General features: G+C 67.4%; 8 protein-coding genes. 2 read left to right on the top strand and 6 right to left on the bottom strand.

Annotated elements, in window-relative coordinates:
* Positions 1–27 precede the first annotated feature (27 nt).
* The 3 genes from OG716_RS06255 to OG716_RS06245 form a co-directional block, all read right to left on the bottom strand.
* On the bottom strand, positions 28–633 hold the full coding sequence (locus OG716_RS06255) for a dihydrofolate reductase family protein (RefSeq protein WP_405136745.1): 606 nt from the start codon (positions 631–633) through the stop codon (positions 28–30).
* 178 nt (positions 634–811) lie between these two features.
* Positions 812–1,366, bottom strand: a complete 555-nt coding sequence (locus tag OG716_RS06250; protein ID WP_405136744.1) for a hypothetical protein — start codon at positions 1,364–1,366, stop codon at positions 812–814.
* A 139-nt stretch (positions 1,367–1,505) separates the two neighbouring features.
* A complete protein-coding gene (locus OG716_RS06245; protein WP_405136743.1) occupies positions 1,506–2,240 on the bottom strand; it encodes a MerR family transcriptional regulator in 735 nt (244 codons plus the stop codon).
* A 204-nt stretch (positions 2,241–2,444) separates the two neighbouring features.
* Between OG716_RS06245 and OG716_RS06240 the strand changes: the two genes are divergently transcribed.
* Complete coding sequence (locus OG716_RS06240) at positions 2,445–2,804, top strand: DUF1707 domain-containing protein (RefSeq protein WP_405136742.1); 360 nt, start codon at positions 2,445–2,447, stop codon at positions 2,802–2,804.
* 7 nt (positions 2,805–2,811) lie between these two features.
* Here the strand turns inward: OG716_RS06240 and OG716_RS06235 are convergent, their stop codons facing one another.
* Both OG716_RS06235 and OG716_RS06230 read right to left on the bottom strand, forming a co-directional pair.
* Positions 2,812–5,211, bottom strand: a complete 2,400-nt coding sequence (locus OG716_RS06235; protein ID WP_405136741.1) for a tetratricopeptide repeat protein — start codon at positions 5,209–5,211, stop codon at positions 2,812–2,814.
* A gap of 129 nt (positions 5,212–5,340) precedes the next feature.
* Complete coding sequence (locus OG716_RS06230) at positions 5,341–6,870, bottom strand: amino acid permease (protein ID WP_405136740.1); 1,530 nt, start codon at positions 6,868–6,870, stop codon at positions 5,341–5,343.
* Positions 6,871–7,069: 199 nt separating this feature from the next.
* Here OG716_RS06230 and OG716_RS06225 point away from each other — a divergent pair, with 199 nt between their 5' ends.
* Positions 7,070–8,116 carry an SPFH domain-containing protein gene (locus OG716_RS06225; protein WP_405136739.1) on the top strand — a complete coding sequence of 349 codons (1,047 nt, stop codon included), beginning with the start codon at positions 7,070–7,072 and terminating at the stop codon, positions 8,114–8,116.
* 130 nt (positions 8,117–8,246) lie between these two features.
* Here the strand turns inward: OG716_RS06225 and OG716_RS06220 are convergent, their stop codons facing one another.
* On the bottom strand, positions 8,247–13,151 hold the full coding sequence (locus OG716_RS06220; protein WP_405136738.1) for an NAD-glutamate dehydrogenase: 4,905 nt from the start codon (positions 13,149–13,151) through the stop codon (positions 8,247–8,249).
* Positions 13,152–13,159: the final 8 nt, after the last annotated feature.

Here is a 13,159-nt window from a genome sequence, read left to right as displayed (position 1 = left end):
CTGGGCGACCGGGCGGCTCGATCTGCGCTAAGATGCCAGCGTTCGCTGCGCCCGCGGCCGGACGCCGGCGCACTCTCGCCGATAGTGCATCATGACCACCGCGCTGTCGAAGGCCGTCACGCTCGCCAGCTGCAGCTGGGACGTATCGAAGGCCGGGGGAAACAGCCGCACCCCGGCGCCGAGCACCAGCGGGTGCACGAACAGTCGATATTCGTCGATCAGGTTGTGCGTCATGAACATTGCGGCCGTCTCGATACCGCCGAACACGATCAGGTGGCCGTCGGTCCCCTCTCGCAATGCGACCATCTCCTCGACCGCGCGGCGCCGAATCAGCTTGGTATTCCAGTCCGTTCGATCGAGGGACCGGGAGAATACGACCTTGGGTTTCGCTTTCCAGCAGCCGGCGAAGTCGATATAGAATTGCGAGATCGCCGGATCGCCGTCGGCGGTCGGCCAGAACGACGACATGATCTCGTAGGTCTTGCGCCCGTACAGGAACGCCTCGGCCGCCCGTAGCTCATCCAGCATCGAGGAGTACAGCTCCTCGTCCACCACCGGCCAGTGCACCCGCTCGTCCGGTCCCTCGGCGAAACCGTCGAGGGACATCTGCATCCACAGGGTCACACGTGCCATCTCTTACTCGCTCTCGACGCCGGGTCAGAGTGAGATTGTCGACAGTGCTGGCGCAAATGCGCAATCGGTAGGTTCGCGCGGACCTACCTAAGTAGGTCCGCGCAGAGGCGCTTGCCCGAGCGGTTCACGAACCACCGCAATCAAACAGCAAACGCGCCTGGGGCATTCGCGACCGGCGTCAGGACAGGACGCCGTCGATGCACAGGCTCGCGGACCGCCGGGTCGGCAGCGGATGCGGAGAGCTCACCGTGAAGTCCCACTGCGCGATGCTCGCAACGGCATGCCAGGACAGGAAACCCGCCGCGTCGGCCCGCAGTTCGTACACCGCGTCGGCTCCCTCGACCAGCTGGTCGCCGACGCAGTAGTCGTTGTAATCCGAACCCGGCTGCCAGGCGCCCGGGGAGAAGGAACCGATCGGGTAACCCGTGCCGGGGCTCGCCACCGAACTCATCTGCCCCGGAGCCCACTCGTGGGACCAGTACGATGCTCCGCTCTCGTTGCGGCGACACGTGAATGACAGACCACCGGCGTAAACCGTTCCGTCCTGCCGGAATTGGGCGCCGCTCCACAGGCAGCCCGGGGTACCGGCGGCGGCCTCCGGGGCCAGAGCCACCCCCGCCGTTCCCGCGGAGGCGATGACCGCCAGCACGGCAGCGCCGCCCGCCCAGCGCCGCCACCATCGAGTAGGGGAAGGACCGCGGGTGCCGGGGCGGGGAGTGTTCCCGATATTCATCGACGTCTCCATTGATCGTTCGCGCCGGGCGCCAACGTCGATACAGTGACGGCGCCTCTAAGTACGCTATCAATGTACCGCTGATCAACGGTACGTTATCTGAGGTATCTTCACTCCTGGGAAGCGGAAGCCTTGTGCCTCAGGGGTTCCCGAGGGCCTCGGTGAGTTCCACGTCCTGCTCGACCGACCGGGCGATCAGCCGGGGCAGCACTCCGGCCACCGCCGGGACCGGCGCCGAGCGGAGGACGCCGACACTCTCGGCGAGTTCGGCGATATCCGCCACGGTCCGATCGGAGTTCCGATACGACTCCCAGGCCGTGCGATGGATCAGATCCGCGACGCGGCGAGCCATTCGATCGCAATCGGCTCGAAGCTTCTCCAATTCGGTCAGTGCGTCGGCGGCGGATACGCCGACGGCCGTCAGCTGGTCGACGAACCGGGCCAGCTCCCGATCCGCAACCCGATAGGTCGCCGCATCGACTGGCTCATAGACGCCAGCGGCGACTACGCGCGCCAGGCCGTTCGGTGCGGATCCGAAGTACTCCTGCAGTTCGGCCGCCGAGATGGTGTCGCCGGCCGCCACACTCACCGCGCCGGGTTCACCCGGATCTCCGACTCCCAGCACATCACCGAGATCGTCGCCGCGGTCCCAGGCCGCGAGCAACTCCTTGATGCCGTTGAGCTTGATGCCCCGATCGAGCAGCCTGCTGATGGTGTGCACCCGCTTGAGATGTTCCGGCCCGTAGTACCCGGTACGGCCCTTCACCTGCGGCGGCTGCAGCACCCCCCGTTCGTGATAGACGCGCACGCTCCGCACTGTCGTCCCGGCCGCGCGAGCAAGCTCGTCGATCGTGTACTCAACCCCTCCTACCATATGTACAGGAAACCACACCGAAACAGATTCTCTGTATAAGCCGGTGTCACATTTAACGGCGTACCGCCGACGAGCGATCCGCTGTCCAGGCCGTTCGCTTCCGCCCAGGACAAACGTTCATTTGCCGTCTTCGGCGGCGTTGTCTTCCCGCCCTTGGTGATTCGGGTCGGGCGGCGATATCTCCGAGGCGCCTACGCTGTCGCGATGAGCGATTCAGCGCAGGCCCGATTGAGCGCCGCGGAGCGCGAACGCGCACTGGACGAGCTCACGCGCCACTTCGTCATCGGCAGACTCGACGCTGCCCAATTCGACGAACGCTGCCACCGGGCAATCGAGGCGACCACCAAGCAGCAACTCGCCTGGCTCTTCACCGATCTGCCCGCCTACGCCGCACCGCCGCCGCCCGCGCCGGCCGATCCGATCGCGCCCCGGCTCGCCGTGATCATCGGTGCGATCGTCAGTTTTACTGTGGTGCTCGCGCTGACGTCGGGCAACTGGGCCTGGTGGCTGCTGCTCGTGGGCGCGGCGGTCGTGGTGCCGGTCTACGTCCGCATCGCGCGATAGCCCGCGGCTACCAGCGAGTGCGTGGCCGCACCTCATTGGCGAGGTCGACCAGGCGATAGCGATGGAAGCGATCAGGCGCCGCCCGGGCCACGGCCCGCAGGCACGATTCGAGTCCCAGCCGCAGGCCCCGTTCCGTCAGCGGGTAGCCGAGCACGGTCACGTCCGGGCGTTCCGGGCGGCCGCCGCCGCGCAGGCATTCCAGCGCGGCCCCCACCACGACGACCTTCAACTGCAATACCCGCGGTTCCTCCGACAGGTTCTCGAGGCGGGTCGCGGCCGCCTCGAGATCGGCGTCGGCGATATCCGCGGCGGCGCGGGACACCATGAGCAGACTGCCCGTCAGATAGGCCACGTCGAAATGGCGTGAGGTGGCCGGGACCTGGTCGAGCACGGCGACCGCGTCGAGGTTGCGGCCCACGGACACCAGTCGGCGCGCCAATCCCGCTGCCGCACTGACCAATCCATGGTTGGTCTGCCACACAGTCCGGTAGTGCTCCAGGGCGGCGTGCTGCCAGCGCTCCGGATCACCGCCGCCGGCCCGGTCCTGCAGGACGAGTTCGGCCGCGGCCGCCAATGCCACCCGCGGTCCCAGCTCACCCGGGAGCATGGCGTAGACCGCGTCGAAATGCCCGTACGCGCGCTCGGCGTAGCCGTCCAGCAGCGCGGCGACCCCGACATACCATTCGATACGCCAGTCCACCCCGTAGCGCGGTTTCAGCTCCGCGAGCAATGCACATGCCGATACGGTCCCCCCGAGATCGAGATGAGCGCGGGCCGCCGCCAATGCGCGCTCGAGTTCATAGGATTCGGGCGCCTGCACAGCGCCGGCGAGAATACGGCTGTCGATCCGGCGCAGCATGTCGAGCGCGTGCACCGGCTCGGCATGCAGGACAGCCGACAGCAGATCCGCGCACGGATCCTCGGTGTCGATGAGCGGTACCGGCAGCGCCGCGACGATCTCCGCGACATCCAGTACCGCTCGGCGGTCGATGCCGTCGACGATCCCATCGGTCCGGCAGACGAGTGCGTCGATGCCGAAATCGCCTCGCAGGGCGCCGAATTCGACTGATTCGTGTGGATGCTCCGCACCGGTGTCGACCGTGAGCACCATTTTGAGCACGCCGACCAGCTGGCAGTACATCGAGTACGCGGAGGGAAAGCGGCGCTGCGGATCCGGGTGCGTGGCGCGCCGCAGCAAGCGGTACAGCCCCGGATACCGGCGCAGCAGCGGCTCGTCCTCCGGATCCGGAATCCCGGACATGTAATCGCCCTGGTCGTCTCGGGGGAGGTCGAGCACCACGGCGGCGAGCGTCCGGCCGACCGTGTAGATATCGGTCAGCACCGTCGGCCCGGTCTCGGTGATCTCCGGCGCCTGATAACCGGGGGTGCCGTAGATGCTCCCAAAGGAGTCCATGGCGGCCACCGCGCCCAGGTCGATGAGTTTGACCTCGTCCTCACCGACCATGATGTTGTCGGGCTTCAGGTCGTTGTACGCCAGGCCCAGGGAATGCAGATAGTCCAGTGCCGGAAGGATTTCCATGGCGTAGGCGACGGCCTCCGCGACCGGCAGCCGAACCCGCTCGCGCTGATCGAGCATCGCTTTGAGCGAGCGCCCGCCGACGTACTCCATGACGATATAGCCGTCCGGAATATCGCGCCCGGCCTTGTGCTTCACGAAGTTGTAGATCTTGACGATGCTGGGATGCGATACCTCGGAAAGGAATTGGCGTTCGGCGAGTGCCACCACGTGCGCCTCGAAGTCCAGCGGATTCTGCAGGCCCTTGAGCACCACCCAGCGATCACTGACATTGCGGTCCACCGCCAGGTAGACCCAGCCCAGCCCGCCGTGCGCCAGACAGCCCTGCACCTCGTACTGGTCGGCGACGAGATCGCCCGGGCACAGCGCCGGGCGGAAATTGAACAGTGCGCCGCAGTGCTCGCATTTCCCGGCGATCGCCCCCGGCGCCTCGGGGGTGCGGCGCCCCACCGGGCGAGCGCACTTCCAGCAGAAGCGCTTGGGCTCGGGCACTTCCGGATCTGCCAGCACCGCCTGGCGCGGATCCAGGGGTTTCACGCGGGGTAGCTCCACCAGGCCGGCGCCGAGGCGGCGCACACTCGGGCGGGACCGGCCGTTACGCGCGGAGGGCGATTCCAGATCGGCGTCGTCCTCGAACTCGAGATCGAGATCCAAGGCCAGCGCGGCGGCGAGGAGCGAATCGGACTCGGGCACGAGAACCGGTGCGGCGGCGGTGCCGGGTGTGGCCGCGCCGGTGCCCGGTGTGGCCGCGGGCGTCCGGCGGGTCGCCCAGGGATGGGGGCGCTGCTGCGGGACCTCGGTGCCACGCGCACGCCGATTCGCCCAGGGATGCGGCTTCGGACGCTCGGATGCGCTGGGTTGCTCCCGCATGGAAACCTCTCGAACCCGCCGTAGAATCGAGTTCCCATTATCGAGGCGGCGCCGGATGTTCGGCCGTGCACTGTTCCCCCCAGTGAGAAGGAAGCCGCCCCGGACGGAATATCCGGGGCGGCAGGCGATCTAGTGGTGATCGGACTCATCGGGTAGCGGGGCGGCATCGACGATGTCGTGCGCCCGGGGCGGCCGCTCGACAACAACGGGGAACTGACCGGTGAAGCCCTGCCGATCCCGCGCCATCTGGAAGACCCGCCTGCGGGCCAGGAACCAGCCGCCGACGAGCGCCGGGATCATCACGAAGATCATCGAGAGCACCGCGCCGCGCTGCACGTCATCGCTGCTGAAGGCCATGAGCGCCACCACTCCGGCGAGGAAGGCCAGCGTCGCGATGCTGGTGTAGGGCGCGCCGATCAGGCGGAACGACGGCCGTTCCATCAGACCCCGGCGCCACCAGCGCCACAGCTGCAGCTGACACAGCACGATCGCCGCCCACGACGCGACCGTGCCCAATGCCGACATGTTCAAGACGATTTCGAAGGCCTTGTCGGGCACCAGGGCATTGAGCACGACACCCAGCAGGGCGATGGTGCCGGTGGCGAGAATGCCGACGTACGGGACACCGGTACTCGACATGCGCGAGGCCAGCCTGGGCGCACTGCCGTTCATGGACATCGACCGCAGAATCCGCCCGGTCGAGTACAGGCCGGCATTGAGGCTCGAGAACGCCGCGGTGAGCACCACCAGGTTCATGATCGAACCAGCGCCCGGCACACCGAGTTTCGTGAAGAAGGTGACGAACGGACTGGTCCCCGCCTTGTAGGCGGTGTACGGCAGCAGCAGGCCGAGCAATACGAGCGAGCCGACGTAAAATACCGCGATCCGGGCGATCACCGAGTTGATGGCCCGGGGCATGATCTTCTGCGGGTTCTCCGTCTCCCCCGCCGCCGTGCCGATCAATTCCACTGCGGCGTAGGCGAATACGACGCCCGTGGTGACCAGCACCAGTGGCGCGAGGCCCACCGGGAACAGCCCGCCGTGGCTGGAGATCACACCGAATCCGGTCTGTCCACCCGCGACGGTGAAACGCCCGCCCAGGAATACGGTGCCGATGATCAGGAAGGCGACCAGGGCGACGACCTTGATGAGGGCCGCCCAGAACTCGAGCTCGCCGAACCAGCGCACCGAGATGAGATTGATGCTCACCACCAGCGCCAGCGCGATGAGGGCGATCAGCCACTGCGGAACCGATCGGAACGCCTCCCAGTAGTGGATATAGGTGGCCACCGCGGTGATATCTACGATCCCGGTCATGCACCAGTGGAAGAAGTACATCCACCCCACCGCGAAAGCCATCTTCTCCCCGTAGAACTCACGGGCGTAGGAGACGAACGAGCCGGAGGAGGGGCGATGCAGCACCAGCTCACCCAGTGCCCGCAGGACGAAGAAGACGAACACCCCGCAGATTCCATAGACGAGGAACAGGCCCGGACCGGCGCTGGCCAGCCGCCCGCCCGCCCCCAGGAAAAGGCCCGTGCCGATGGCACCGCCGATTGCGATCATCTGCAACTGCCGCGGGCGCAGCGCTTTGTGATAGCCCGCGTCCTCGTCGTGCAGGGAGTCCCCCGGCGTCACGGGTGGTCGAACGGTTGTCATGGTGAGCCTTTCACGTGACGGCGATCATATCTGCGAATAATGTACCGCTGTACAACGGCTCATTCAATAGGTCTTGAAGGTTTAACCTGGAGGCAACATGATCTGACCTGGAATAAAGCGTGCAGGGAGCCTGCGACACAGACGTTGTGCCGTCAACTAGCGATACACTGCGTGAGTCATTCACCAGAGGGAGCGCACCATGGCATGGTTCGAACGGGAGTTCATCGCCGTCCCGGAACAGCACAAGAACCAGCTGATCTACAAATGGCCCGACCCCAGCATCCGGCGCTTCAGCCGCGCCGTCGTCAATGCCGACGAGATCGCGCTGTTCGTCAAATCCGGTCAGCTCATCGCCACCATGGGACCGGGGCGGCACCGGATCGACGCGGACGAACTGCCCATTCTGGGCGCCCTCGTCGATACCCTCACCGGCGGCAATTTCTATCGGGCCGAGCTGTACTTCGTCTCCACCCGCGAGTTCCCCGGCATCAAATTCGGCGGGCGCCTGGCCGATATCGCCGATCCGGTCAGCGAACAGGTGCTGACCCTGCGCGCCTTCGGCGAGTTCGCGCTGTCGGTGCGCGATCCCGCGGAGCTGATCACCACCCTCGCCGGCACCGCCGACCTCGGCACTGCCTCGGCACTACCGGGCTGGGCCGCCGAATTCCTGCTCAAATCCATGAAGATCGCTGTCACACAGGGGATCTCACGTGGCGAGTGGCCGGTGCTGGGCCTGTCGGCGCACCTGGAGGCGATCGAGACGGCCGTGCTGCGACAGACCAATCTCACCCTGTACGAATACGGCCTGCGCATCACCCGCATGGGCAATTTCGACATCACCCCCGCCCCCGAGGACGCGGACCGTCTCAAACGGCTCGCCAAGGACACCACCTACATCCGCCTCACCGGCGACTTCCAGCGCTATGCCGCGGGTGAACTGGCTCTCGGCGCGGGCCAGGGCCTGGCCCGCGGCGTCACCGACACCGGATTCCTCGGCGCGACAATGGGATTGAGCGCCATCCAGCAGCATACGAACAACTGGACGACGCGATCGGCCGCGCCGCCCGCCGACACCGCACCGCCGAGAGTCTGCACCGGGTGCCGGACCCACAATCAGGCGGACGCCCGATTCTGCATGAGCTGCGGCACCGAACTCGCCGCGCACCGCTGCCGTCACTGCGCCGCGGCACTGCCCGGCACTGCGAATTTCTGCCACAGCTGCGGTAAGCCGTCGACCTCCGAATAGCGCCGCTCACCACGGGCTACCGGTCGCCGACCTTCGCCCGCCGTTCGAGACCGTCGGCACCCGCTCGCTGGAGCGGGTGCCGACGGCAGCGGGCGCCGCGCCCGGCGTTGTCCCTTCCCCGGCGTCGCGATCAGCCCGCGAGTGGGGCGGTGCCCGAGTCGCTGCCGTTGATCATGCTGCGGACCTGCCGGGCCGCCACCGAGAGGGTGGCGATGTCATAGGTTGCGGCGGTGAATATTTCGGCAATGCAGGCGCGGGTGCGGGCCAGGCGGGGGCGGTTGACGGACTCCCAGTAGGCGATCTTCTCCGCGGGATCGTCGTCGGGCTGGGTCGTGCGCAGGACATCGAGGGTCAGCGAGCGCAGGGAACCGTAGAGGTCGTCGCGGACCGCCAGGCGGGCGAGGGTGCGCCAGCGGTCGGTGCGTTCGAGGCCGACCACGGCATCGAGCAGGCGCTGGATTTCGAAATGCTGGTCGAGGGCGTAGTAGAGGGCGGCCACCTCCTGGGGTTCGCGGTCGGCGATCTCGGCGATATCGATGACGTCGAGCAGGGGGAACCGGTAGATGAGCATGCTGACCTCCTCCGCGAGCGCACGCGGCGCACCCCGCTCGATCGGGCCGTGCGAACGCGCGAGAATATCGTCCGCGATATCGCCGGGCTGCCAGGCCGGAACGTGAATGCTCAAGCCCTGCACCGCATCCCGGTAGCGGGCGAGATCGGCGCCGACCGCGACGGGCTGCGGGCGATTGGTCAGCAGCCAGCGCGAGGCCCGGTCGAGGGTGCGCTTGGTCTCCAGCTCCAGTTCGTCCCGGACAGCTGTCGGCATCGGCGCGGTACGGATGCGCTGCCACAGATCGTGCAGATCGAAGATCTCGACGACGACGGTGAAGGCGCGCACCACATCGTCCGCCGTGACGCCCATCTCCTCCGCCAGGCGGAAGACGTACGTGGTGCCACCGTAGTCGACCACCCGGTTGACCACCGTCGTGACCACGATCTCGCGGCGCAGCGGGTGACGCTGCAGGGCCGCACCGAAGTGCCCCCGCAGCGGTGCGGGGAAGTACCCCGGCAGCACCGCGGCGAATGCCGGACTGTCCGGCAGATCTCCGGCCAGCAATTCGTTCTTCAGGGAAAGCTTCACGTGCGCGAGCAGATTCGCCAGCTCCGGGGACGACAGACCGGCCCCCTCGGCAATGCGCTCGCGCATCTCCGCATCGGACGGGAGCCCCTCCAGTGCGCGGTCGAGACCATCGCGGGTCTCCAACCGGGTCAGCAACCGCCGATGGACGGCCGCCATCTGCACGGCGTGCGCGCGCGAGATACCCAGCCGGAAATTCTGGGAGACATTGTCCCGCAGCACCAATGCCGCGACCTCATCGGTCATCGACGCCAGCAGCGGGTTGCGCTCGGCCGCGAGCAGCTCACCGGCCGAGATCGCCCCGTCCAGCAGCACCTTGATATTCACCTCGTGATCGGAGCAGTCCACACCGGCCGAATTGTCGAGGGCATCGGTGTTCATCTTGCCGCCGCGCCGGCAGAATTCGATGCGGCCCAGCGCGGTCGCGCCGAGATTGCCGCCCTCGCCGATCACCTTGACCCGCAACTCGTCCGCGCTGACGCGCACCGCGTCATTGGACTTGTCGCCGACCTCGGCATCGGTCTCGGCACGGGATTTGATGTACGTGCCGATGCCGCCGTTCCACAGCAGGTCCACCGGTGCACGCAGGATCGCGCGGATCAGTTCCGGCGGAGACATCGTCTCGACCCCGGCCTCGATGCCGAGTGCCGCGCGCACCTCGGCGCTGACCGGGATCGCCTTGGCGCTCCGGTCGAACACGCCGCCGCCCGCACTGATGATCGAGCGGTCGTAGTCGGCCCAGGACGAGCGCGGCAGCGCGAACATGCGCTCCCGCTCGGCGTACGAGTCAGCCACGTGCGGATTCGGATCCAGGAAGATGTGGCGATGGTCGAATGCCGCGATCAGGCGGATGTGCCGGGACAGCAGCATGCCGTTGCCGAAGACGTCACCACTCATATCGCCGACGCCGACAACCGTGAACTCCGTTGTCTGCGTATCTGTGTCCAGCTCGGCGAAATGGCGTTTCACGCTCTCCCACGCACCACGCGCGGTGATGCCCATGCGCTTGTGGTCGTACCCCACCGAACCGCCCGAGGCGAACGCGTCGCCGAGCCAGAAACCGTACTGCTGCGCAACATCATTGGCGATATCGGAGAAGGTCGCCGTGCCCTTGTCGGCGGCGACCACCAGGTAGGTGTCGTCACCGTCGCGGCGGCGCACCCGCGCGGGCGGGACCACCCGGCCGGTGGCGCGGTCCACATTGTCGGTCACATCGAGCAGGCCGGAAATGAAGGTGCGATAGCAGGCGATACCTTCGGTCTGCAGGGCCTGGCGGTCGGCGGCCGGGTCGGCGGTGGCCGCCGGTGGGCGTTTCACCACGAAACCGCCCTTGGCGCCGACGGGGACGATCACCGCGTTCTTCACCGCCTGGGCCTTCACCAGGCCCAGGATCTCGGTGCGGAAGTCCTCCAGGCGCTCCGACCAGCGCAGGCCGCCGCGCGCGACCGGACCGAAGCGCAGGTGCACGCCCTCGACGCGGGGGGAATAGACAAAGATCTCGAATTGCGGTCGCGGCTTGGGCAATTCGGCGATCCGGCGCGGATCGAACTTGAACGAGAGGCATTCGGGCGCCTCGCCGTTCGCCCCGATCCGGTAGTAGTTCGTGCGCAGTGTCGCCTGAACCAGTCCGAGGATCGCACGCAGAATCCGATCGGTATCCAGGTTCACCGCCGCATCGATCTCGGCCTGCAGTGCCTCGACGAGTTCAGTTGCGCGAGCGGCATTCTCGGAATCCTCCCCATCCGGGTCGAAATAGACCTCGAACAGTTCGGCGAACAGCCGCGCCGCGACCGGATGGGCGAGCAGCACCCGGGTGATATTGCCGTAGGTGTAGGCGAAACCGGCCTGCCGCAGGTACTTCGCGTACGCGCGCAGAACCGAGATCCGGCGCCAGTGCAGCCCGGCGCGCACCACGAGCTCATTGAGGTGATCGACCTCCCCCCTGCCGAACCACATGGCGGCGACCGCATCGGCGAAGCGGCGGCGAATACTGTTCTCCGGCAGTGCCGGACCGGCGGAGTCATCGAGACCCGCCGCCAGCTCGGACTCCTCGACGGCGCTCAGCAGACCGGCGGGCACCCGCAGCCGGAAGTCGTAGATCCAGCGCCGGATTCCCTCCGGCAGGACGAGTTCGTGGGGGCGTTCGTCGACGACCTCCATTCCGAGGCTGTGCAACATGGGCAACACACGGCTCAGGGAGGCTCCCTCGCCCTCGACATACAGGGCGCACTGCCACTCCCCCGGTTGCGCGCCGGGGACCCGGTAGAGATTCGTATCGATCGCCTCGGTGTCCAGGCGGCGCAGACGCTGGAGATCGGCGAGCGCCCGGATCGGTTCGTACTCCTGCTGATAGCCGAGCGGGAAGGCCGCCGCGTACTCCTTGACGACCGCCGCCGACACCGCCGGCGATCCGGCGGCCTCCGCCAGCAATCGATCACCCCAGGTCCGGGTGGTGGCGAACAGCAGCGATTGGATTCGCTCGCGCGTGGATTCGGAGGTATCGGCCTGCGGCGCGTCGGCGCGCCGGTGCACCGTGAAATACACGACGGCCAGCTCCGATTCGGTCGCCCGGGCGGAGTAGTCGATCAGTTCACCCTCGAGCTCGGTCCGCAGGATCTCCTGCATGCGCAGCCGGACCTCGGTCGAGTACCGGTCACGCGGGAGATAGACCAGGCAGTAGAGAGCGCTGCTGCGCGCATCCGGGCGGATGAACAGCCGCACCTGCCGTCGCATACCCACACTCGTTACCGCAGAGACTGTTTCGAAGAGGCGACGGGCATCGGTGGCGAACAGTTCGACCCGGGGGAAGGTTTGCAGCAGTTCCAGCAGGGCTTGGCCCGAGAACGAATTCAGCCCGAATCCCGCCCATTCCACGACCTGGCGCACGCGCCGGGCGATGACCGGAATATCGAGGATGTTCTCGTGCTGACCGGTCACGGTGAAGGTGCCGACGAAGACATGTTCACCGCGCACCCGCGGCGGCGCGGTAGGGGCCGCGTCATCGACGCCCGGTACCTTGCCGCCGTAGTCGGCGACGCTGACGATGAAGCCGTCGGGCGAGCCGGGCAGCACCGAATCCAGTGCGACGCCGGACAATCGGAGCACTGGGCGGCGTGCACCGAGCAGCGGCACCTCGATCTCGGCGCCGTGCCGCTCCCCTAGGACGCCCATGGCCATTCTCGGCGCCGGGGCGTCCTCGGCCGCCGCCGCGGCGGGGTAGTACCCATAGCCGAGCAGTGTGTAGCGATCGTCCACCAGCCAGCGCAGCAGCTGCGCGCACTCCGGAACGTCCAGTCCCTCAGACCATTCTACCCAGCGATCCAGATGGTCCGCGACCGCGCGCATGGCATCGCCCATGGATCGGGTGTCGCGATCGGTCTGCCGCAGCAGGGCCAGCAGCGCGGGCAGCAGCTGCTCGATGCGATCGAGGGTCTGCGCACCGACCGCCGGATCTAGTTGTACATGCATCCAGGATTCGGCGACCGCATGGTCGCCCGTGGACGGCCGAGCGCCACTGTCCGCGGGGGCGAGAGCCCGCAGCCTGCCCCGCTTGTCCCGCAGCACGGTGAACACCGGATGGACGACCTCGATCGCGGGTGCGCCCAGCCGGCGCACCGCTGCGGTCACCGAGTCGACCAGCAGCGGCATATCGTCGTTCACGATCTGGATCGCCGGGCCCAGTTCACTGCCGTCCTCCGGCCGGTAGACCCGGGTGACAGCGGCGCCCGGTTTGCGCACGGCCGCGAGTTCGAGGTGATGGCGGAAGATCCGCTCGGCGCGGTCGGTCGCCTTCGGGGCGGTCGCACCGGGCTCGATCCAGCGGAAGTAGACCGCCTCCAGGTCGGTGGGGTCGTCACGGAATCGCGTCCATGACACCGTCTGCTGGGTGGTTGCCACTGGCGATC

It is taken from the genome of Nocardia sp. NBC_01388, assembly GCF_045040085.1.
In the GTDB taxonomy this organism is placed as follows: Bacteria; Actinomycetota; Actinomycetes; order Mycobacteriales; family Mycobacteriaceae; genus Nocardia.
Note: the sequence above shows the minus strand (reverse complement) of the source record. Positions and strands in the feature narration are given on the sequence as shown.